Origin of the sequence: Rhodanobacter lycopersici (assembly GCF_040812335.1) — a bacterium.
Taxonomy (GTDB): Bacteria; Pseudomonadota; Gammaproteobacteria; order Xanthomonadales; family Rhodanobacteraceae; genus Rhodanobacter_A; species Rhodanobacter_A lycopersici.
Genome location: NZ_JBFOHK010000002.1, coordinates 81,867 through 104,684, shown reverse-complemented (window position 1 = coordinate 104,684; position 22,818 = coordinate 81,867). Strand labels below are relative to the sequence as shown.

The 22,818-nt window shown below is 67.4% G+C and carries 15 protein-coding genes; 8 read left to right on the top strand and 7 right to left on the bottom strand.

The annotated features are described in order from the left end of the window. Positions 1-88: 88 nt before the first annotated feature. On the bottom strand, positions 89-3,274 hold the full coding sequence (locus tag ABQJ54_RS07430) for an efflux RND transporter permease subunit (RefSeq protein ID WP_367853665.1): 3,186 nt from the start codon (positions 3,272-3,274) through the stop codon (positions 89-91). A gap of 239 nt (positions 3,275-3,513) precedes the next feature. Further along, positions 3,514-4,758 carry an efflux RND transporter periplasmic adaptor subunit gene (locus ABQJ54_RS07425; protein WP_367853664.1) on the bottom strand — a complete coding sequence of 415 codons (1,245 nt, stop codon included), beginning with the start codon at positions 4,756-4,758 and terminating at the stop codon, positions 3,514-3,516. A gap of 143 nt (positions 4,759-4,901) precedes the next feature. Here ABQJ54_RS07425 and ABQJ54_RS07420 point away from each other — a divergent pair, with 143 nt between their 5' ends. Beyond that, positions 4,902-5,912 (top strand): LysR family transcriptional regulator, encoded by a 1,011-nt coding sequence (locus tag ABQJ54_RS07420; RefSeq protein ID WP_367853663.1) that lies wholly within the window; start codon positions 4,902-4,904, stop codon positions 5,910-5,912. Here ABQJ54_RS07420 and ABQJ54_RS07415 read toward each other — a convergent pair. After that, positions 5,858-6,652 carry an undecaprenyl-diphosphate phosphatase gene (locus ABQJ54_RS07415; protein ID WP_367853662.1) on the bottom strand — a complete coding sequence of 265 codons (795 nt, stop codon included), beginning with the start codon at positions 6,650-6,652 and terminating at the stop codon, positions 5,858-5,860. The two genes, ABQJ54_RS07420 and ABQJ54_RS07415, sit on opposite strands and share 55 nt — an antisense overlap. A 287-nt stretch (positions 6,653-6,939) precedes the next feature. Here ABQJ54_RS07415 and glnA point away from each other — a divergent pair, with 287 nt between their 5' ends. The 5 genes from glnA (at position 6,940) to ntrC (ending at position 15,976) form a co-directional block, all read left to right on the top strand. After that, positions 6,940-8,349, top strand: a complete 1,410-nt coding sequence (gene glnA / locus ABQJ54_RS07410; protein ID WP_367853661.1) for a type I glutamate--ammonia ligase — start codon at positions 6,940-6,942, stop codon at positions 8,347-8,349. Between the two features lie 273 nt (positions 8,350-8,622). Then, positions 8,623-11,277 carry a TonB-dependent receptor domain-containing protein gene (locus tag ABQJ54_RS07405; protein WP_367853660.1) on the top strand — a complete coding sequence of 885 codons (2,655 nt, stop codon included), beginning with the start codon at positions 8,623-8,625 and terminating at the stop codon, positions 11,275-11,277. A 199-nt stretch (positions 11,278-11,476) separates the two neighbouring features. Next, complete coding sequence (locus tag ABQJ54_RS07400) at positions 11,477-13,279, top strand: tetratricopeptide repeat-containing sulfotransferase family protein (protein WP_367853659.1); 1,803 nt, start codon at positions 11,477-11,479, stop codon at positions 13,277-13,279. A gap of 274 nt (positions 13,280-13,553) precedes the next feature. Next, complete coding sequence (locus tag ABQJ54_RS07395; RefSeq protein WP_367853658.1) at positions 13,554-14,561, top strand: two-component system sensor histidine kinase NtrB; 1,008 nt, start codon at positions 13,554-13,556, stop codon at positions 14,559-14,561. Beyond that, positions 14,558-15,976, top strand: a complete 1,419-nt coding sequence (gene ntrC, locus ABQJ54_RS07390) for a nitrogen regulation protein NR(I) (protein WP_367853657.1) — start codon at positions 14,558-14,560, stop codon at positions 15,974-15,976. The genes ABQJ54_RS07395 and ntrC overlap by 4 nt, the downstream gene beginning before the upstream one ends. A 77-nt stretch (positions 15,977-16,053) precedes the next feature. Here the strand turns inward: ntrC and ABQJ54_RS07385 are convergent, their stop codons facing one another. The 4 genes from ABQJ54_RS07385 to ABQJ54_RS07370 form a co-directional block, all read right to left on the bottom strand. Beyond that, positions 16,054-16,386, bottom strand: coding sequence for a hypothetical protein (locus tag ABQJ54_RS07385; protein WP_367853656.1), 333 nt, complete (start codon positions 16,384-16,386; stop codon positions 16,054-16,056). Beyond that, a complete protein-coding gene (locus ABQJ54_RS07380; protein WP_367853655.1) occupies positions 16,383-18,125 on the bottom strand; it encodes an ArnT family glycosyltransferase in 1,743 nt (580 codons plus the stop codon). The genes ABQJ54_RS07385 and ABQJ54_RS07380 overlap by 4 nt, the downstream gene beginning before the upstream one ends. Positions 18,126-18,253: 128 nt before the next feature. Continuing rightward, the gene (locus ABQJ54_RS07375; protein WP_367853654.1) at positions 18,254-19,291 is read right to left on the bottom strand and encodes a CDP-glycerol glycerophosphotransferase family protein; all 1,038 of its coding nucleotides are present in this window, start codon (positions 19,289-19,291) and stop codon (positions 18,254-18,256) included. 230 nt (positions 19,292-19,521) lie between these two features. Beyond that, on the bottom strand, positions 19,522-20,337 hold the full coding sequence (locus ABQJ54_RS07370) for a glycosyltransferase family 2 protein (protein WP_367853653.1): 816 nt from the start codon (positions 20,335-20,337) through the stop codon (positions 19,522-19,524). A gap of 237 nt (positions 20,338-20,574) precedes the next feature. Here ABQJ54_RS07370 and ABQJ54_RS07365 point away from each other — a divergent pair, with 237 nt between their 5' ends. Both ABQJ54_RS07365 and ABQJ54_RS07360 read left to right on the top strand, forming a co-directional pair. Then, on the top strand, positions 20,575-21,840 hold the full coding sequence (locus ABQJ54_RS07365; RefSeq protein ID WP_367853652.1) for an O-antigen ligase family protein: 1,266 nt from the start codon (positions 20,575-20,577) through the stop codon (positions 21,838-21,840). Between the two features lie 39 nt (positions 21,841-21,879). After that, entirely contained in the window at positions 21,880-22,818 is a 939-nt protein-coding gene (locus tag ABQJ54_RS07360) for a UDP-glucuronic acid decarboxylase family protein (RefSeq protein ID WP_367853651.1), read from the top strand.

Here is a 22,818-nt window from a genome sequence, read left to right as displayed (position 1 = left end):
GGCCAAGGGCGAAGTCGCTGGACCCCGGCCTGCGCCGGGGTGACGAGCAAGAGCGAGTTGCTGCGCATCAACAGTGATGGATTTCATCTCAATGTCCCTCCAGCGCCGGCATACCGTTCGCCTGCGTGTGCTTGCGTGCTTCGCGACGTTCCACCAGGGCGCGAATCACGACGTAGAACAGCGGGGTGTAGATCAGCCCGAACAGGGTGACGCCGAGCATGCCGGAGAACACCGCCACGCCCATCGCGTGGCGCATCTCCGCACCGGCGCCGTGCGAGGTCACCAGCGGCACCACGCCCATGATGAAAGCGATCGAGGTCATCAGGATCGGGCGCAGTCGCAGCCTGGCCGCTTCCAGCACCGCCTCGTGGCGGCTCATGCCTTCGTGCTGGCGTTCGCGGGCGAACTCCACGATCAGGATCGCGTTCTTGCAGGCCAGGCCCACCAGCACGATCAGGCCGATCTGGGTGAAGATGTTGTTGTCGCCGCCCGACAGCCATACGCCGGCGATCGCGGACAGCAGCACCATCGGCACGATCAGGATCACCGCCAGCGGCAGCGACCAGCTTTCGTACAGCGAGGACAGCACCAGGAACACCAGCAGCACGCACAGCGGGAACACCAGGATCGCGGTGTTGCCGGCAAGGATCTGCTGGTAGGTGAGGTCGGTCCACTCGAAGCTCATGCCGTTCGGCAGGATCTGCTGCGCCAGCTTCTCGATCGCCGCCTGCGCCTGGCCCGAGCTGTAGCCCGGCGCCGGGCCGCCGTTGATCTCGGCGGTGGGGTAGCCGTTGTAGTGCTGTACGCGGTCCGGGCCGGCACCGTGCGACACGGTGACGAAGGAGCCCAGCGGCACCATGTCGCCGCGCGCGTTGCGCGTCTTCAGCTGGCTGATGTCCTCGAGGTCGTGGCGGAACGAGGGCTCGGCGGACAGGTTCACCTGGTAGGTGCGGCCGAAGCGGTTGAAGTCGTTGACGTAGAGCGAACCGAGATAGGCCTGCATGGTCTCGTACACATCGCCCAGGTTCACGCCTTCGGCCTTGGCCTTTTCGCGATCGACGTCCACGTCCACCTGCGGCACGTTCACCTGGAAGCTGGAGAACAGCCCGGCCAGCGCGGGATCCTTGCGGCTGGCCGCGATCAGGTTCTGCGTCTGCTTGTACAGCTCGTCGAAGCCAAGCTGGCCGCGGTCCTCGACCTGCATGCGGAAGCCGCCGATCGTGCCCAGGCCCATCACCGGCGGCGGCGGGAAGATCGCGATGTAGGCGTCCTGGATGGCGGCGAATTTCGCGTTCAGCGCACCGGCGATGGCGCCCGCGGAAAGGTCCGCGCTGCGCCGCTCGTCGAACGGCTTCAGCGTCACGAACACGATGCCGGCGTTGGTGCTGTTGGTGAAGCCGTTCACCGACAGGCCGGGGAAGGCCACCGCGCTCTCCACGCCGGGCTGCTTCAGTGCGATCGCGCTCATCTGCTTGATCACGTCCTCGGTGCGGTCCAGCGAGGCGGCGTCGGGCAGCTGCGCGAACGACACCAGGTATTGCTTGTCCTGGGTCGGCACGAAGCCGGTGGGCACATGCCAGAAGCCGAACGCGGTGAGCGCGATCAGCGCCGCGTATACCACCAGCGCGGCGCCGCCCTTGCCCTGCAGCTTGCGCGTGCCTTCCACGTAGCGCTCCGCGCCGCGATGGAACAGGCGGTTGAACGGGCGGAACAGCCAGCCGAACAGACGGTCGATGGCGCGGGTGAGGCGATCCTTAGGCGCGCCATGCGGCAGCAGCAGGATCGCCGCCAGCGCCGGGCTCAGGGTCAGCGAGTTGAACGCCGAGATCACCGTGGAGATCGCGATGGTCAGTGCGAACTGGCGGTAGAACTCGCCGGTGAGGCCGCTGATGAAGGCGGTGGGGATGAACACCGCGCACAGCACCAGCGCGGTGGCTACGATCGGCCCGGTGACCTCGTGCATCGCCTTGCGCGTGGCTTCCTTCGGCGCCTGGCCCAGCTCGATGTGGCGCTCCACGTTCTCCACCACCACGATGGCGTCGTCCACCACGATGCCGATCGCCAGCACCATGCCGAACAGCGACAGCGCGTTGAGCGAGAAGCCCACCACGTACATCACCGCGAACGTGCCGATCAGCGACACCGGTACCGCGATCAGCGGAATGACGGATGCGCGCCAGGTCTGCAGGAACAGGATCACCACCAGCACCACCAGCAGGATCGCCTCCAGCAGGGTGTGCGCCACCGCCTCGATGGAGCCGCGCACGAACACGGTCGGGTCGTAGACGATGTGGTAGTCGATGCCCTGCGGGAACTCCTGCTTCAGCTGCGCCATGGTGGCGCGCACCTCGTTGGAGATCTGGATCGCGTTGGAACCGGGCCGCGCGAAGATCGGCAGCGCCACCGCCGGCTGGTTGTTCAGCAGGCTGCGCAGCGCGTACTGGTCCGAGCCCAGCTCCACCCGCGCCACGTCGCCCAGGTGCACCACGCCGCCGTCGGGATCGGTGCGCAGCACGATGTTGCGGAAATCGTCGACGGTGCTGAGCCGGCCCTGGGTGTTGATGTTGAGCTGGAAGTCGGTGTTGCCGCGCACCGGTGGCGCGTTCAGCGCACCGGCGGCCACCTGCACGTTCTGCTCGCGGATCGCGTTCGCCACGTCGCCGGTGGTGAGGCCGCGCTGGGCCAGCTTGTCCGGGTTCAGCCACACGCGCATGGAGTACTCGCCGGCGCCGAACACCTGCACGTCGCCCACGCCGTTGAGGCGGGTCAGCACGTCCTTCACGTGCAACCGCGCGTAGTTCGACAGGTACAGCATGTCGTAGCGCTGGTCGGGCGAGGTGAGGTGCACCACCATGGTGAGGTCGGGCGAGCTCTTCTGGGTGGTCACGCCGAGCCGCTGCACTTCCTCCGGCAGGCGCGGCAGCGCCTGCGACACGCGGTTCTGCACCTCCACCTGGGCGGTGCTGAGGTCGGTGCCCAGCGCGAAGGTCACGGTCAGCGTCATCACGCCGTCGCTGGTGGCCTGCGAGGAGGTGTAGAGCATGCCTTCCACGCCGTTGATCTGGGTTTCCAGCGGCGTGGCGACGGTCTCGGCGATCACCTTGGGGTTGGCGCCGGGATAGTTGGCGCGCACCACCACGGTGGGCGGCACCACTTCGGGGTATTCGCTGATCGGCAGCTGGAACACCGCGATGCTGCCGGTGATCACGAACAGCAGTGACAGCACGGCGGCCATGATGGGCCGGTCGACGAAAAACTGGGCGATGTTTTTCATGGGCTTGTCTCGATGACTCCAGGGTGCCGACCCCCTCTCCCCTCCGGGGAGAGGGCTGGGGTGAGGGGTCGGGGCTTGCCGATGCATTCGGGCTTCGGCAATGCGTTTTTCAGGTTTCGATAAGTAGGCGATGTCTGGGCAAGACTGGCCCCTCACCTCGATCCTCTTCCTCGCTCCTCAAAACAGGGCCATCCATGGCCCTTCTCCGCATCCCAAAGGGGAGCGGAGGAAGAGCGGGCTCAGCCTTGCGGTTCGCGGGCCGGCGGCGGACTGGCCATCGCAGTACGCGAGTCGTCATGGCCACCTGCCTCCACCACCGCCTTGTCCTGTGCGTCGAGGCGGTAGTCCATCGCCACCTGCTGCGGATTCACCTCGGCGCCGGGGCGCACGCGCTGCAGGCCGTTCACCACCACCACGTCGCCGGGCTGCAGGCCGCTGTCGATCACGCGCAGGCCATGGAACAGCGCGCCGGTGCTGACCTTGCGGTACTGCACCTTGTGCTGGGCGTCGACCACGTAGACGAACTGGTTGCCGAGGTCGGTGCCTACCGCACGGTCGTCGATCAGCAGGCGCGGCTGCGGCTGGCCGCTCTGCAGGCGGATCCGCGCGTACAGGCCGGGGGTGTACAGGCTGTCGCGGTTGTCGAACACCGCGCGCAGCCGCATGGTGCCGGAGTCGGTGTGCAGCTGGTTGTCCACGAAGTCGATGCGACCCGTGTGCGGGTAGCCGCTTTCGTCGGCCAGTTCCATCGCGGCCTCGATGCGCGGGCTGCGGCCGTCCTGCGTGGCCTTGGCGCGCAGGTGGTCGAGCTTCAGCCAGGTGTGCTCGTCCACGTCGAAGTACACGTAGACCGGGTTCACCGAGACTACGCTGGTCAGCACGTCGCTGCTGCCGACCAGGTTGCCGGGGGTGATGCGCACGTTGCTGACGCGGCCGTCGATCGGCGAACGCACCTCGGTAAAGCCGAGGTTGAGCTTGGCGGCGGCCAGTGCGGCATCGGCGGCGGCCAGCGTCGCGCGTGCGCTCTGCGCGGCGGTGTCGAGGCGGTCGGCGTCCTCCTGCGAGGTCGCGCGCTGGTCGAGCAGGCGGCGGCCGCGTTGCGCGTTGGCCTGGGCCAGGCCGAGTTCGGCCAGCGCCTGGGTGCGGTTGGCGGTGAGTCGGTCCACCTCGGCCTGGAACGGCCGCGGGTCGATGCGGAACAGCACGTCGCCCTTGTGTACCAGCGCGCCTTCCTTGAACGCCACCGATTCCACGTAGCCGCCCACGCGTGGACGCACCTGCACGCTGTCCACCGCCTGCACGCGGCCGGTGAAGTCGGCGCTGTTGCTCACCGGCCGCAGCAGGGCGCGCGCCACGGTCACTTCCGGCAGGGCGCTGCCGGTACCGGCAGCCTGGGCATGGCTGCCGCCATGCTCGCCGAGCAAGGCCCAACTGCCGGCGACCGCCACCACGACGAGGCTGGCCAGGATCAGTTTCTTCTTCATCTTTTGCGCTCCCTGGGTGGGGTCGTGCGGCGATGCAGCACGATGGGGAGGCGAATAATAGGTACACTGGTCGGTACAGAAAAAGCCCAATTTGTGAACTCCACTAGTGACGAGCAGTCACGAATGGCGGCACAATGACAGGCATGGAAGATTTCTCGGCAATATCAAGCTTCGTCCGCGTGGTGGAGGCGCGCAGTTTCGCGGCCGCCGCCGTGCAGCTGGGCATGACGCCGTCCGGCGTGAGCCGTGCGGTGTCGCGGCTGGAGGAGCAGATCGGCGTGCGCCTGCTGTTCCGCAGCACGCGTGCGCTCAGGCTCACCGACGACGGCGAGTCGTTCTACCAGCGCTGCAAGGCGATCCTGGCCGACCTCGGCGAGGCGGTGGACGCGCTGAACTACGCGCGCACCAAGCCCAGCGGCAAACTGCGCGTGGCGGTGAACGTGTCGGTGGGCCGTGCGGCGCTGATCCCCAACCTGGCCGATTTCGAGGCGAAATATCCGGACATCCGCCTCGAGCTGTCGATGAGCGACCGCAACATCGGCCTGATCGAGGAAGGCATCGACTGCGCGATCCGCATGGGCGAGCTGGAGGATTCCAACCTGATCGCGCGCAAGCTGGGCTATTTCAGCAACGTGCTGTGCGCCGCGCCCGGATACCTGGCGCGGCACGGTACGCCGGTCACCATCGAAGACCTGAAGCGGCACCGCTGCATCAACTACGTCTATCCCACCAGTGGCCGCGCCTACCAGTGGCAGTTCGATACGCCGGACGGTCGCGTCGCGCTGGACATCGACGCCCACCTGCTGATCAACGACGGTGAGTCGGTGATCCAGGCGGCGATGGCGGGGCTGGGCATCATCCAGGTGCCGCACTGGCTGGCTGCCTGCGCGATCGGCATGGGCAAACTGCAGGTGATCATGGAGGACGCCATCTGCACCGGTTCACCGGTGTGGCTGGTCTACCCGCAGAAGAAGCATCTCTCCGCGCGCGTGCAGGCCTTCCTGGAATGGGTGCACGAGCTGTTCGAGCGCACCAACCTGCCGGCCTGCAAGCTGGGCATGGCGCTGCCGCCCAAGGGCGCCATCAACAGCGACGTCGCTCAGACGCCAGCCGGCATCAACAACAGCAAGGCCGCGCCCAGCACGATGCGGTAGACCGCGAACGCCGTGAAGCGATGCGTGCGGATGTAGCCGAGCAGCCACTTCACCGCGATGAAGCCGACGACCAGCGAGACGAGGAAGCCCACGCCCAGTGCGGTCCAGTCCTCGTGCGCCGCGCCGCCGTTCTTCCATACCTTCAGCAGTTCGTAGCCGGTGGCTGCATACATGGTGGGGATGCCGACCAGGAAGGCGAATTCGGTGGCGGCGGCGCGGTTGCTGGTGCCGAACAGCATCGCGGCGAAAATGGTGGCGCCCGAACGCGAGGTGCCCGGGAAGATGCCTGCCACCATCTGCGCGATGCCCACCAGGATCGCCACCGTCCAGGTCACCTCGCGGCGATCCGGCTGGCGCGCGGCCAGCGCTTCCGCGCCTATCATCCAGAAGCCGCCGATGATCAGCGCCCAGGCGATCGGCGTCACCGTTTCCGGCAGCTTGAAGCCATAGTGCGTGACGATCAGGCCCAGCACGCAGGTGATCAGGAATGCCACCGTCAGCTTGGCCAGGTAGTCGCGCGTGGCCGGGTCGCTCCATTGCGTCAGCAATTGCCAGATGCGCCTCCAGTACACCAGCGTGATCGCCAGGATGGCGCCGGCCTGGATGCCCACGTTGAACAGGTCGGAACGCGCGCCCAGCCAGTGCTCGGCGATCAGCAGGTGGCCGGTCGAGGAGATCGGCAGGAATTCGGTGATGCCTTCGATGATGCCGAGCAGGATGATGTTGAGCAGATCGGTCACGGATGCGTTCCATCGATGGGCGCCGCGCCCAGGCCGCGGCAAACAGGCGTAGCTTAGAGGCAGTTCGTGACTTCCCGGTGTCCTGATTCGGCGGAGCGAGGGTATTGCCGGTCGACGGGCATCGAGTCTTGTCGGATTCCCGATATGGTGCAATGAAATTCCACTCTTGCACCATATTGGCGTTTCATTGACTGCTTCCGATGTACAACCCCTTGTCCGCAAAGGCTTCGGGCGCGTGGCATGGCCCTTGCTCTCAACCGGACATCAACCACCACCGAGGTTCCGCCATGACCGCCCAGAAAGTGCTCGACCTGATCGTTGAACACGAGGTCGAGTTCGTCGACTTCCGCTTTGCCGACATGCTCGGCAAGCACCACCACGTCACGTTCCCGGCCCACGCCATCGACGAGTCGACCTTCGAGGACGGCAAGATGTTCGACGGTTCGTCGATCACCGGCTGGAAGGGCATCAACGAGTCGGACATGATCCTGATGCCCGATCCGGACACCGCCTACCTCGACCCGTTCAGCCAGCACACCCAGCTGGTCCTGCATTGCGACGTGCTGGAACCGAGCACCTTGCAGGCCTACGGCCGCGACCCCCGCTCGATCGCCAAGCGCGGCGAGGCCTACCTCAAGTCCACCGGCATCGCCGACACTGCCTTCTTCGGGCCGGAGCCGGAGTTCTTCATCTTCGACTCGATCCGCTGGCAGAACGACATGGGCCGCGTGTTCTACGAGATCGAATCCAACGAGGCCGCCTGGAGCTCACGCTTCAAGTACGAGGACGGCAACATGGGCCACCGCCCGGGTGTGAAGGGCGGCTACTTCCCGGTCTCGCCGGTGGATGTGCTGGGCGACCTGCGCGCCGACATGTGCAAGGTGCTGGAGTCGCTGGGCCAGACCGTCGAGGTGCATCACCACGAGGTGGCGAACGCCGGCCAGTGCGAGATCGGCGTGAAGTTCAACACCCTGGTGAAGAAGGCCGACGAACTGCTGACGATGAAGTACGTCATCAAGAATGTGGCGCACCAGAACGGCAAGACCGTCACCTTCATGCCCAAGCCCATCGTGGGTGACAACGGCAGCGGCATGCACGTGCACCAGTCGCTGGCGAAGAACGGCGAGAACCTGTTCGCCGGCGACCTCTACGGCGGCCTGTCGCAGACCGCGCTGTGGTACATCGGCGGCATCTTCAAGCATGCCAAGGCGATCAACGCCTTCGCCAACTCCACCACCAACAGCTACAAGCGCCTGGTGCCGGGCTTCGAGGCTCCGGTGATGCTGGCCTATTCCGCGCGCAACCGCTCGGCGAGCTGCCGCATCCCCTACGTCGCCAGCCCGAAGGGCCGCCGCATCGAAGTGCGCTTCCCCGATCCGATGAACTCCGGCTACCTGGTGTTCACCGCGCTGATGATGGCCGGCCTCGACGGCATCCTCAACAAGATCGACCCGGGTGCGCCGGCCGACAAGGACCTCTACGACCTGCCGCCGGAAGAAGAGAAGAACATCCCGCAGGTGTGCGCCAGCCTCGACGAGGCGCTGGTCGCGCTGGACAAGGACCGCGACTTCCTCAAGGCCGGCGGCGTGTTCACCGACGACTTCATCGACGCCTACATCGCGGTGAAGATGCAGGAGGTCACCCGCTACCGCGCCAGTACGCACCCGCTGGAATTCCAGATGTACTACGCTCTCTAGCAGGGGGCGCGGATGCGACCTGTCCGCGCCTGTGGAGCGGAGTTGGGGCAACGCTGATGCGTTGCCCCAACCATTTAAAGGGGAACAATCATGCGAAACCAGAACCGCCTTTCACTGGCAGTGCGTTTGGCGTTGTCGCTTGGATTTGTTTCGACTGCAAGCCTTTCATGGGCACAAGACACCAACCAGGGCGCGGGGAGCGGGCAAGAAAATAACGCACAAAGTGGCAGCACGACCAAAGCCAAGCCCGGCGAAGCCAAGAATCTGCAAGCCGTGGTGGTTACCGGTTCGCTGATTCGCCGCGTGGATGCCGAAACGGCCAGTCCCGTGGTCACCCTCGACAGTACCGCACTCGCCAACAACGGCAATCCCACCTTGGGCAACGTGCTGCAGGCGTTGCCGAGTTTTTCCGGCCTGGCCACCAACCCTTCGAACAACAGCAACGGCGGCGGCATCGCCAGCCCCACCCTGGAGGGCGGCGACGGCGCTTCCCGTCTGTCGCTGCGCGGTCTGGGGTTCACCCGCACGCTGATGCTGGTCGATGGCCAACGACTGGCCAACCCCGACCTCAACATGATCCCGTCCAACATGATCGAGCGCGTGGACGTGCTGGCGGAAGGCGCCACCACGGCCTATGGCTCCGATGCCATCGGCGGCGTGGCCAATTTCATCCTGCGCAAGGACTTCAGCGGCGGCGAACTGAGCATCAACGACGGCGTTTCCAGCCACGGCGATGGCCAGCGCCATGGCGCCACCTTTACCGTCGGCGCCAGTGGCGAGCAAGGCAACATCGTCGGCGGCATCAACTACAACAAGTACGACCCGGTGCTGGCCAGCCAGCGCGGCTACTCCTCGCACCAGTACTACCTGTACAGCTCCGGCCTGCAGGCAGAAGGCTCGTCCAACATCCCGGCCGGCAAGGTGACGCTGCCCGCCGGCGCGCTGCAGGATCAATTCGGATGCAGCCGCCTGACGCGTGGTTCGGGCTCGGGCTCGTCGCTGGGCGATTACCGCTGCTTCACCAATGCGGACTACTACAACTACAACGCCTACAACTACATCCAGACGTCGCAGGAGCGCACCAGCGTATTCGTGCTGGGCAATTACAAGATCAGCGACAGCCTCACCTGGTACGTCGACGCGTTCTACAACCACACCGATTCGGCGGGCCAGGACGCGCCGGAGCCGACCAGCACCGGCGACGGCTGGACGATTGCCGCCGACAACCCCAACAACCCCTTCGGCATCGCGTTCTGCAACACCAGTCTGCCCAGCTGCACCGGCGGCGCCTACAACACGCGACTGACCGGCGCGGGCAACCGCCTGCACACCTACGGCACCAACACCTACGACGTGATCACGGGCTTGCGCGGCAATTTCGGCAAGAGCACCTGGACGTGGGACCTGAACGTCGACTACGGCCACTCCGAGCGCGTGCAGAAGGACTACAACGAACTCAATGTCGCCGGTCTACAGGCCGCCATCGACGCGGGTGCCAATATCTTCGACCAGACCACGCTGCCCACGTCGGTGACGGACAACCCGGTCTACTCCAAGAACAACAGCTCCAAACAGGTTTCATTCGATGCCTCGGGCGAACTGTGGGATCTGCCGGCCGGCGCCGTCCAGCTTTCCGCAGGCGCGCTGTATCGCAAGGAGCAGATGGATTACCAGGTCACCAGCGACGCCATCCTCGACCCGGAAACGCTCAATTGCGGCATCGCCGCCGAAGGTTGCGCATCGCCAGGCCGCGGCAGCTTCAACGTGAAGGAGCTGTACGCCGAGGTCCTGGTCCCGCTGCTCAGCGATGCGCCGTTCGCCAAGTCGCTGAACCTCGACCTGGGCATCCGTTCGTCCGACTACAACACCACCGGCACCACCACCAACAAGAAGGTGGCCATCGAGTGGAAGCCGTTCGACGACCTGCTCGTGCGCGGCACCGTGTCGCAGGTGTTCCGTGCGCCGAACCTGGACGAGCTGTACGACGGGCTGACCGTCCTGAATCCGACCGTCACCGATCCGTGCCAGAACCTCAGCGCGGCCCAGCTGGCCCAGCACGCCAACCTCTGCAAGAACGTCCCGGTCGGCTACTCGGTGGGCTATGCCGCGCAGATCACCGCCTTGTACCAGGGCGGTGCGGCAGCCGGCACCAGGCTGCGTCCGGAGCAGGGCAAGTCCTTCGACTTCGGCCTGGTGTATTCGCCCAGCTGGGCCACCGGCTTGTCGAGCACGCTGGACTTCTGGCGCATCAACCTGTCCGACTACCTGCAGGCGGTAAGCGCGCAGACGGTCCTGAACGTCTGCGCGGCCGACGACGCCAGCCCCTACTGCGCGTACATCAACCGCAACCCGGCCAACAGCGCCACGCCCGGCGCGCTCTACTACATCTATACGCCGGAAGTGAACCTGGGCAACCTGAGTACCAGCGGCATCGACTTCAACGTCAATTACGTGATCCCGCACTTCGACCTCGGCGCCTTCGATCCGGGCCGCTTCAAGTTGACGTTCAACAGCACCTACACCAGCACCTACCGCATCGGCATGCCCGGCACGGCAACCCAGGACTATGCCGGCACCTACTCGGCGCAGTTCGGCAACATCGCCCGCTGGCGCGGCTCGGTGACGTTGAACTGGGTGCGCGGCAACTGGAATGCCCAGTGGCAGACGCGCTACATCGGCACGTTCACCCTGCTGAATGCGTACTACGACGTTCCGGGCAGCATCCCGCGCGCCTCGGCCACCTACGATTCGATCAAGCTGGGCTACACGGTGCCGGCTATCCACATGACGTTCGACGTGGGCGTGGACAACCTGACCAACCGCCTGCCGCCGCTGATCTACCAGAACGGCGTGAACTACAACGTCGACACGGCGACCTACGACACGCTTGGCCGCTACTACTGGGCACGCGCCACGCTGAAGTTCTGATCGCTCCGGCGATGGGCGAAGGGCGCTTGCCACGGATGGCGGCAGTCGCAGGAAGCGGGGGGTCAATCCCCCGCTTCTTGCTGCATGATGGCGCCACGACCCCACGCATCCGCCCGCCATGACCGAACACGCGTCGTCTCTGTTTCCCGCCGGCGGGCAAGCCCTGCAACGCATTGCGGCTGCGTACCGGCAGGGTGACATGGCTGCGGTCATCGCGCTGGCCCGATCCCTGCCGGCACCTGCCGATGCGCATGAAACCGTGCGGCTGCTGCTGGGCCTGGCGCTGCATGCAAGCGAGCGCAACGAGGAAGCTGCCGCCTGTTTCCGCCAGCTGGTGCGGGAGCATCCGGCGACGCCCGCCTACTGGAACAACCTCGCCATCACCGCGCAGTTGGGCGGGGTGCTGGACGAAGCGGAGCATGCATTCCAGCAAGCCCTGTCGCTGTCGCCCGACGATGCGCAATTCCATCACAACTACGGTCTGCTGCTGGCCAGGCAGGGGCGCTGGCGCGAGGCGCGGCAATGCCAGTTCGATGCGGCGGAACGGGCGCCCGGCTTCATCGATGCGCGCCTGCAGGGCGCGCTCGCCTGCCATGTCTGCGGCGATCTGCCGGGCGAGGAAGCCATGCTGCAGGGCGTGGCGCACTGGCCGCCCCAGCCCGCCGAGCAGGCGCTGTCGCTGGCGACCATGCTCTCCACGCGCGGCGAGCAGCCCGTGGCCTTCGATGTGCTGGACAAAGCCGTGCTGCCTGCCGGCGAAGAAGCCCGCTTCCTTGCCTGGCGCATCACCGCCATGCGTGCGTCCCTGTACGAACGCGGCAACCAGCTGGACCAGGCCAGGGCCGAACTGGCGCTGTTGCCGATGGACGACATCGCCGCCTTGCCCACCGAACACGAATCGGTGCGCTGCCGCATCTGGAGCGTACGCGCCACCGTGCTGACGCGCGAAGGCGACCATCGCGGCGCCGCCGGGCTCTGGCAGCACATGCTCGACCATGCGCCGATCGCCGAGCTGCGCATCACGGCGGCCTTCGGCCTTGCCGCCGCTCGTGACAAGCTGCACCAGCACGCCCAGGCGTGGGAGGCCCTCCGGCTGGCGCACGCCCTGCAGTGCGAAAGCGTGCGCCACATCGTGCCGCATCTGCTGGACGAACACGCCCAGTCGCTGCCCATGGTCAACCACCGCGTCACGCGCCGCGCACGCGATGCCTGGGCGGCGCTCCCCGCGCCGCGCAGCGGGCAAAGCCCGGTGTTCGTGGTCGGCTTTCCGCGTTCCGGCACCACCCTGCTGGAGCAGATGATCGATGCGCACCCGGACTTCCGTTCGATGGATGAACGCGCCTTCATCTACGACCTGATCGAACGCATGGAGCATGCCGGCCAGGCCTATCCCGGCGATCTGGCAACCCTGCAGGCCGACGAAACGCGCATGCTGCGGCAGGCTTACGACGGCATGGTCGCCAGAGTGCTGCCCGGCCTTGGCCGCGCCCGTCTCGTGGACAAGAACCCGCTCAACATGCTGACCCTACCGATGATGGCGCGCCTGTATCCCGAAGCGCGCTTCATCCTGTGCCTGCGCCACCCCTGCGACGTGTTGCTGAGCTGCTACATGCTGCCTTTCCGGTCGCCGTCCTTCATGACGCTGTGTTCGTCCCTGCCGCGCTTGGCGCGCGGCTACGCGCAGGCCTTCGAGCAATGGCTCGCGCACGTGGAGGTGTTCGCGCCACGCGTGCTGGAGTGGCGATACGAATCGGTGGTGAGCCGTTTCGACGAGCACGTTGCCCGGCTGGGTCATTTCCTCGGCGTCGAGGATACCGAGCCCATGGCGAGCTTCGCCGCACATGCAAAAGCGAAGGGTTACATCAGCACGCCCAGCTATGCGCAGGTAACCCAGGGCATCCACCGCAACGCGGTCGGCCGCTGGCATGCCTACCGCGAGCATTTCGAGCCGGTGCTGCCGATCCTGAGGCCCATGATGGAGCGGCTGGGCTACGAGATGTGAGTCATGCCCGGCGTGGCGCCGGCACGCCGGAACACCGGCGAAAGGAAGCGGATGCCATTGGCTGCCACTGCTCCCGCAGCGGCGTGGCAACGGCAACGGGTCCTGGCACCGCCGATGCTGCGCGAAGGCGGCCAACGCACCATCAGCATCGGTCTGGAGGGTGGCTGTCCCAGGCGCCTGCGTTGCTAAGCTGGCGTTCCGGATACAGCGGACTTGCGCGCCACGGATGAAACAAGTCATTGCACCACTTCGGCGCACGTACCATGATGGTGCAATGCGCAACGAAGCGTGGCGGGCATGGGCTGAACAGCTGGCGACCGGGGTGGCCCAGGTCGACGCAGACTTGCGCGTGCGCTGGCTCAACTCCGCACTGGCCGAACTGCTTGGCTGCGGCATGCGCAGTGCGGCCGGCCAGTCGCTGGCGTTGTGGCTGGGCGCAGCGGACGATCTGGCGCAGGCGCGGCGCGCGCTGGACGAGGCGCGTTTCGTGCAGCTGCGCGAGGCCAAGTTGTCCACTTTCGACGAACGCGCGCTCGAAGCCGACATCGGCATGCAGCCCGACGGCGATGGCGGCCTGCTGCTGGAAGTGCACGCCCTGGCTGAGCGGTCGCAGACGGCTTCGCCGCTGTCCGCCACGCTGCGCGGTTTCGCCCACGAAGTGAAAAACCCGCTGGCCGGCCTGCGTGGTGCGGCCCAGCTGTTGCAGCGCCGTGTCGACGGCGCGGAACTGCAGGCGCTGGCGGGCCTCATCATCGACGAGGCCGATCGCCTCGCCGCGCTGGCGAACCGGCTGCTGCATCACGGCGGTGCCGCGCAATTGGGCGTGGTGAACATCCATCAGTTGCTCGACCGGCTGAGTGAGCTGTTGCAGGCCGAACCCTCGCCGCCGCGGTTGCGCCATGACTTCGATCCCAGCCTGCCCGACGTCCGCGGCGACGCGGATCGTCTGCAGCAGGTGCTGCTGAACCTCGCGCGCAACGCGGTGGAAGCCGGCGCCCGCATGCTCACCCTGCGCACGCGCGCCGAACACGGCGTGCGCGTCGGCACGCGCGTGCTGCGCAGCGCCTTGCGCGTGGACGTGGTCGATGACGGTCCCGGCGTGCCCGCGGAACTGCGCGACATGCTGTTCGAGCCGCTGGTGTCCGGCCGCGCCGACGGCACTGGCCTCGGCCTGGCGCTGTCGCGCGAGATCGCTCACGAGCATGGCGGCGAGTTGCGCTGCGCCGGTCGCCCGGGCGAGACGGTGTTCTCGTTGTACCTGCCGCTGGAGCACGCGCCATGAGCAAGCAGCTAGCCGCTCCTGCAGGAGCAACACCGGTGAACGGCGAAATCTGGATCGTCGACGACGACCGCGGGGTGCGCTTCGTGCTGGCCGCGGCGTTGCGCGACGCCGGCCTCGCAGTGCGCGAGTTCGACGCGGCGGACGCGGTGCGCGAAGCCTTGCGCACGCAGCGTCCCGCCCTGCTGCTCACCGACGTACGCATGCCGGGTACCAGCGGGCTGGAGCTGCTGGAGGAACTTCAGCGGCAGGGCATCGGCCCGGTGATCGTGATGAGCGCGTTCACCGACGTGGCGACCACGGCGGCGGCATACCGCGCCGGTGCGGCGGACTACCTCGCCAAGCCGTTCGATCTCGACCAGGCGGTGGCAACGGTGCAGCGGGCGCTGGCCGACAGCATTCCGGGCGACGCGCTGGCTGCGGTCGCGCCAATGCCTGCGCACGCGCTGCTGGGCGAGAGTGCGCCGATGCGCGAGGTGTTCCGGTTGATCGGTCGCGTGGCGGCGAGCGACCTCAACGTGCTGGTCACCGGCGAGACCGGCACCGGCAAGGAGCTGGTGGCGCGCGCGCTGCACGAAGAAAGCGCACGTCGCCACCGGACCTTTGTGGCGCTCAACACTGCGGCGATTCCCAGCGAGCTGCTGGAAAGCGAGCTGTTCGGCCACGAGGCCGGCGCCTTCACCGGCGCGCAACGGCGCGTGGCCGGCCGCTTCGAGCAGGCCGAAGGCGGCACGCTGTTCCTCGACGAGATCGGCGACATGCCGCTGGCGCTGCAGACGCGCCTGCTGCGCGTGCTTGCCGGCGGGGAGTTCTACCGCGTGGGCGGGCGCGAGCTGATCCGCTGCAACGTACGCATCGTAGCGGCCACCCACCAGGACCTCGACGCGCGCGTGGCCGCCGGGCAGTTCCGTGCCGACCTCAAGCATCGCCTCGACGTGGTGCGCATCGCGCTGCCCGCGCTGCGCGAGCGGCGCAGCGACATCCCGCTGCTGGCGCAGCACTTCTTGGCCGCCGCGGCGCAGGAGCTGAAGCTGCCACTCAAGCGCTTCGCCAGGGCCACGCTGAAGGCGCTGGCGCAGCGCGATTTCCCCGGCAACGTGCGTGAACTGGAAAACCTGTGCCGTCGCCTTGCGGTGATCGCGCCCGGTGCGGAGATCCTGGCCGCCGACCTTGGCGCACAGCCGCCTGAGGCCAGCGGTAGCGACTGGACTGAGGCCTTGCGCAGCTGGGCCACGCAGGCGCTGGCCGAGGGTGAGGCCGACATCCACGCGCGAGCACGCGAGGCGCTGGACCGCGTGCTGCTGGAGGCCGCACTGGCCGCGCATGGCGGGCATCGGCAGCATGCCGCTGCCGCCCTGGGAGTGGGACGCAACACGCTGACGCGCAAGCTGGGAGCGTCGCGCACGCGGCGGCGCTGAGCGAACCCGGGTTCGCTGGTCCTGGCCGGATTAGCCTTGCCGATGCTGTGGCGTCGCTGGGCGAGCGCCGTACACGATCACGTGCTGCCGTTGCGCTCCACCCGCCGCAGGAACACGGCCATCTCCTTCTCCGCCTGCTTGTCGCCGCGCTCGCGTGCGACGGCAATGCCTTGCCGCCAGGCTTCGGCGGCTCCTGCGTGGTCACCGGCAGCGAGACAGGCCTTGCCCAGCAGCTTCCAGGCCGCGGAATAGCGCGTGTCGAAGTTCAACGCGTGTCGCAGCTCCTCGATGGCCGCAGCGGCATCGTCCGCTTCCAGCAACGCATTGCCCAGCGCGTAGCGCAGCAGGGCGCCATCGCGCGGACCGCCGCACTGGCCGCGCAGGCTGGCGATCAGCGCGTCCCTGCTCATGGCAGCGTGGGTGAGCGCCCGCCGTCGACGGTATACACCTGCGGCGGCTGGACCGGCTCGGGCGGGGTGGTGCCGCTGCGCAGATCGGCCAGCGTGGCGGCGGGCCACACCACCAGCCACGTCGAACGGAACGGCTGCACCAGCAAGGCATAGCGCAGGGCCAGCGGATCGATCTTCGAGGGATGCCCCACCACCAGGCCGTCGGGATGCGCCTGGGCGAACGCAACCAGCTGCTTCTTGTTGTTGTGCAGCTCCTCGATCGGCCGGATCAGCCGCCCCTGGAAATGGAACTGGCCCTCGTAGTTGCCGAGGTAGCCGACCGTCTGGCCGGCCTGTTCCGCCGCGCCCAGCAGCTCCGAGGTGGGGCGCAGCTCGTAGCGCGGCCACATGGTCAGGGTGAACAAGGCATTGAGCGCCAGCGTGCCGACCAGCCCCGCCACCGCCAGCCGGCGCAGCTCGCCGCGTCCGCGCAGCAGCAGCAGCAGGCCCAGCAGCAGGAACACCACCGCGAAGTAGCGGCTGTACGGTGCGCAGGCATCGGGCCATTCGCCGTGCAGGTGGTTGCCGGCCACCAGGTTGGGCAGCACGAACAGCAGCAGGGCGAAAGCCAGGCTGCCCACGCCCAGCGGCCAGGTGCCCAGCCAGCCGGTGTTGGCGAGCTGCGGCCGGCGTTCGCGCAGCGTGGCGATCGCGCCACACAGCAGCAGCATCGTGCCGGCCAGTTCCGGAAGCAGGTAGTAGAGCTGTTTGCCGCGCACCAGCGAGAACACGATGAAGGTCGGCACGACCCAGCACAGCGCGAAGCGCAGGCCCGGTTCCAGTGGCTTGCGCAGCGTGGCCAGCGCCACCCATGCGCGCGGCCAGCCGATGAACGGGAACAGCAGCAGCGGCAGCATCAGCACGTACCACAGCACCGGGCGCGCGTGGCTCTGCAGCGGTTCTGCGGTCTGCACGCCGTGGATCACCCGCGCCGCGGTCTGGCTGAAGAGCAGCCGGTGCATGTAGGCCTCGCCACCGGCGAAGCCGGCCGGCACGGCCCAGGCCAGCAGCATCGCCAGGCCCAGCAACACGGCCAGTGCGCCGCAGGTGTACCAGCGCGCGCGATGCGTGCGCGCAAAGTCGCTCCACAGCGGACCGAGCAGCCAGGGGAACAGCACGTGCAGCAGCATCACCGGGCCCTTGGTGAGCAGGCCGAAGCCGATGCACAGGCCGAACAGCCACCAGCGCGGCTGCTCGCGGCGTGCGCCGGGCGCCAGGCACAGCAGTGCACCGAGCGCCCACACCGCCAGCAGCACGTCGTACATCACCTGCAGGCCGAACAGGAACACGTAGGACAGCGCCAGCAGGGTCCACGGTGCGGCCTTGGCCATCCACGGGCGGGTGGGGAACAGGCGCCGCGCCAGGAGCGAGATCAGCACCAGCTCGATGCCGCCGAAGATCACCTCCAGCACGCGCGGCCACACGTCGCTCACGCCGAACACGAACCAGCCGGCGTGGATCAGCCAGAACAGCAGCGGCGCCTTCTCGCTGTACGGCTCGCCGTTGATGTAGGGCACCAGCCAGTGGTGCTGGTTCCACATCTCCCACGCCACGGCCAGCGTGCGCGTGGAATACAGCGGCATCGGGCCGTGCGCGAAGATCGCCAGCAGCGCCGCGACCGTCCACAGCGGCAGCCACGGCCAGAGCGAGCGCAGGTGTTCGGAGCGGCTGTAGGGGTTCAGGGTCACGGGCTGGCTCATGGGGGCAACGGCGCGATTCTAGCCGCCATGGTCACAACAGCGGCGTAGGAGCGGCTTCAGCCGCGACCGGCATTGCGATAATCATGCAGCAATCGCGGCTGAAGCCGCTCCTACGCCGTCCCCGCGGTTCAACGTGGCCAGCGCGCCGGGCCCCAGTAGCCGATGCGGCGGCGGATCTTCAGCTTGCGCCACAGGTTCCACGGCTTGGCGCGGCGGTTCCTGCCGCCCCTGGCGATGAAGGTGTCGATGGCGTCCAGCACGCGTTCGCTGGAGCGGCCGTCGCGGTAGGGATGGATTGAATCGGCGTAGGCCCGGATCGCAGCCATCAATTCCGGTGGCCGGCTCAACGCGCGCTCGATTGCGGGCTCGAAATCCCCGGCGTCGTGGATGTCGATCAGCTGCGGGCCGGGGCGGCGGTTGTCGAAGGTCACCACCGGTTTGCCGGTGAGCAGGAACTCGTTGAGCGCGGAGCTGGTGTCCGAGCACATCATGTCCACCCGGCCGAACAGCTCCAGGATGTTGTCGTTCTCGGCGAAGGTGAGGTACCCGTTCTGCAGCGCCTTGAACTTCGCCACCGTCTCCGGGTTCATCTTCGGGTGGAAGCTGACGATCCAGCGCCAGCGGCCGTCGCGCGACAGCCGCTTCACTTCCTCGTACAGGGTCTCGGCGGCGCTCCACGAGGGCGAGAAGGTGGAGTGGTAGAGGATCACCGGCGGCGTGTGCACGGGCGGCAGCGCGCCACCCAGTTCGCGCATGAACGGGTCGATCTTGGGGAAGCCCGTCTCGATCACGCTGAAGTGGCCGGTCTTGTCGGCGATGGCCTGGAACTGCACGGTGTCGCGCGGGCCGGTGGTGCAGTACAGGTCGAAGAAGCCGCGCACGTAGATGTGCCGCGGCTTGCCGGCGTCGAAGCCGTGGAAGGTCTCCACCTTCACGCCGGGGAAGAAGTGCGGCACCGCGTTGGACGAGGTGATCACCGCCAGCGGTTTCCACGCGCGCACTTCCTGCACCGTCAGCAGGCGCTCGTCGGCATGCAGGTCCTCCGCGCCCGGGCCGTCGAAGAACCACGCCGCCTCGTCACCGCGGGCGCGGATCGCCGCCTGGATCGGTCGCAGGATGGCCAGCGCGTAGCGTTCGGAACCGTAGAGGAGGTAGTGCTTGGGCATGGGGTATGTGCCTGGATGATGCGGATAGCTTAGCTTTTCTCCCTCTCCCCTCCGGGGAGAGGGTTGGGGTGAGGGGCGGTTCTTGCGAGGATTCTGCATCGAAGCTAAACCTCGCTTCGACGCGTGCGGGGCAAGCCTTGGCCCCTCACCTCAATCCTCTCCCCAGAGGGGAGAGGAGGCGAACGTGCCGTGCGGGTCCGTAGTTTCGAACTGCGCAGTCGCGTGGGGTATCAACGCTCGATGTGGTGTCTGTTCAATGCGTCGGTCGCCTCGGCGACCGACGGGGGGTTGCTCACCATCTCGTAGTAGCGCATGCGCTTGTACAGCGCGTAGCTGGCCGCGGTCTGTGCGATCACGAAACCGCGCCAGCCGTCGAGGCAGGCCAGCCGGAACACGTAGTCCTTGAGGAAGGCCAGCAGGTACACGAACGGCGCCTGCCACATCCGCGCGGGCTTGCCCTTGTCCAGCCAGTCGCGGCACTTCAGCTCGGCATAGCGCAGCACCTTGAGCTGCTTGTGCACCAGGGTGGGGTTGTTGGCGTGGTCGAACGGGGCGTCGAAGGTGGGTGCGTCGCCCTCGAAGCGCAGCGACTCGTGCACCCGCGCATCGCTCCAGCGGGCACGGCCGCGGTGGTACAGCCGCGCCAGCTTCTCGCCCACGCTGGGGCGGTACCAGCGCATCGGCCGGCCCATGTAGATGGTGCGCCGGCGCAGCCAGGCGGCGGGAGCGTCCCCCGCCATCAGCGCGGGTAGCGTGCGCTCCAGCTCCGCGGCGAGTTCCGGCGACAGTGACTCGTCGGCATCCAGCGCCAGGATCCAGTCGTGGCTGCACTGGGTGGTGGCGAAGTTGCGCTGGGGGCCGAAGCCCAGCCAGTCCTGGTGCACCACGCGTGCACCGTGCGCCTGCGCGATCGCCACGGTGTCGTCGTCGCTGCCCGAGTCCACCACCAGCTTCTCGGCCGCGAACGGCACGCTGTCCAGGCAGCGCGCGATGCAGGCCGCCTCGTTGCGGGTGATGACGGCGAGGGTGATCGGAAGGGTGGGCATGGCGGCATTCTAGCGGGCCGCCTGCCGTCTCCTCGACGTGGCGCCTTGACGTTTTCTGCACGTCGATGCCGGCCGGTGGGCCAGGTTTCAGCTGGCGACGGGCATGATAGGGTCGCCATCATGCCGTGCCATGCATTCGTCGGCGTACTGACCCCGTGAAACCTGCCAATTGGTTATGCTGCAGGTTGCGCAAGGGAATGTGGTGGCGACCGCGCGCGCCATGACTTTGAAGGTTCCATGGGTCACGAAAAACACAACATCCAGCTGATGCAGGGCACGCCGGTCGCGCCCAGGCCGTTTGCCGGGGCCGGTGCCGCACCGCTGTTCTTCCGTCGCCGCGGGTTCTGGCTGGGCGTGCTGGGTACGGGCCTGGTGTGGATGATGCTCGGCCTCGTGGCGATGCCCTCGGGGGTGTCGTTCAATCCGGGCAAGCTGTACCAGGGCTGCCTGATCGTGCTGCTGTACCTGCCGGCCTGGTGCCTGGCGCTGAGCCGGCGGGCGACGACCTGGAAAGGGCTGTTGCCGCTGCCGGCATTCCGCGTCTTCCTGCTGCTGCTGGCCTGGGCCGCGCTGTCCCTGTTGTGGGCGCATTCGCGGCATCCGGGCGACGAGCTCAGCCGCTTGCTGAGCGTGCTGGCCTTCTTGCTGGCCTGGCCGATCTGGCTGGGCGACGACGAGCGGCGCGGGCACCGCATGCTGCTGCTGGCGGGCCTGGGCATCGCCCTGTTCGCGGGCGGTTACTGCGTGCAATACCTGCATCACCCGCCGGAGGATGGCCGCATTGTGGGCCAGGGCGTGATCGCGACCGCGAACTACGCCGCGGCGGTGATGGGCGCAGCCTGCCTCTGGCTGGCCTTGTTGCCGGTGGCCGCGCCGCGCGTCTCGATGCTGCGCTGGCTGGCCTTGCCGGTACTGCTGACTTTCATCGCGCTGACCGGTTCGCGCAGCGTGTGGCTGGCGCTGGCCTTGTGCGCCGTGTTCGCTCCGTTGTGGCACAAGGGGCGCGCGGCGCGCTGGCTGGGTGGCGTGGCGCTGGTCGTGGTGCTGGCCTGCTGCATCTGGCCGTTGCCGGTGCTGGTGGAGCGTGGCGCGTCGCTGCGGCCGGAGCTGTTCGAGCAGTCCGTGCACCTGATCGCGCGGCACCCGTGGCTGGGCCTGGGCCAGGGCGTGCCGTTCACGCTGACGGTGGCCGGGGTGGATTACACGCACAGCCACAACGTGCTGACCCAGACGACGATCGAGCTTGGCCTGCCCGGGCTGCTGCTGATGATCGTGCTGTGGGTGATGACCGCCTGGCTGGGCTGGCGGCATCGCAGCCGGATGACCGGCCGGCTGGTGCTGGCGCTGTGGGTGTACGCCAGCGTGGTGCTGCAGTTCGACATGCCGCAGCTGCTGGACAGCCCGCGACCGAGCTGGCTGCTGGTGTGGTTGCCGCTGGCGCTGGCGCTGTGGCTGGAGCTGCGTGCCCGTGCCGATGCGGCGGCCGCGGCTCGCTTACACTAGGCGCCTCGCGCGCGCGGCGTGCTCCGGGGTGATGGCTTGATGCGCAAGGTACTGGTGACCGGCGGTGCCGGCTTCCTCGGCTCGCACCTGTGCGACCGCCTGCTGGCCGACGGCCACGACGTGCTGTGCGTGGACAACTTCTTCACCGGCAGCAAGCGCAACGTGGCGCACCTGCTGAACCATCCGTATTTCGAGCTGATGCGCCACGACGTCACCTTCCCGCTGTACGTGGAGGTGGAGCGCATCTTCAACCTGGCCTGCCCCGCCTCGCCGGTGCACTACCAGCACGACCCGGTGCAGACCACCAAGACCTCGGTGCATGGCGCGATCAACATGCTGGGCCTGGCCAAGCGGGTGAAGGCGCGCATCCTGCAGGCCTCCACCAGCGAGGTGTATGGCGACCCCGAGGTGCACCCGCAGCGCGAGGAGTACTGGGGCCGGGTCAATCCGATCGGTTTCCGCTCCTGCTACGACGAAGGCAAGCGCTGCGCCGAGACGCTGTTCTTCGACTACCACCGCCAGCACGACCTGGACATCAAGGTGGTGCGCATCTTCAACACCTACGGCCCGCGCATGCATCCCAACGACGGCCGCGTAGTGAGCAACTTCATCGTGCAGGCGCTCAAGGGCGAGGACATCACCATCTACGGCGACGGCAGCCAGACCCGCAGCTTCTGCTACGTGGACGACCTGATCGAGGCCTTCGTGCGCATGATGGAATCGGAGCGCGGCTTCACCGGCCCGGTGAACATCGGCAACCCCGGCGAGTTCACCATGCTGGCGCTGGCGGAGAAGGTGCTGTCGCTGGTCGGCGGCAGGTCGAAGCTGGTGTTCCGCCCGCTGCCCGCTGACGATCCGCGTCAGCGCCAGCCCGACATCGCGCTGGCGCAGGAAAAGCTGGGCTGGCAACCGAAGGTGGCGCTGGAGGACGGTCTGAAGGAGACCATCGCCTACTTCCGCCAGCTGCTGGAGGGCTGA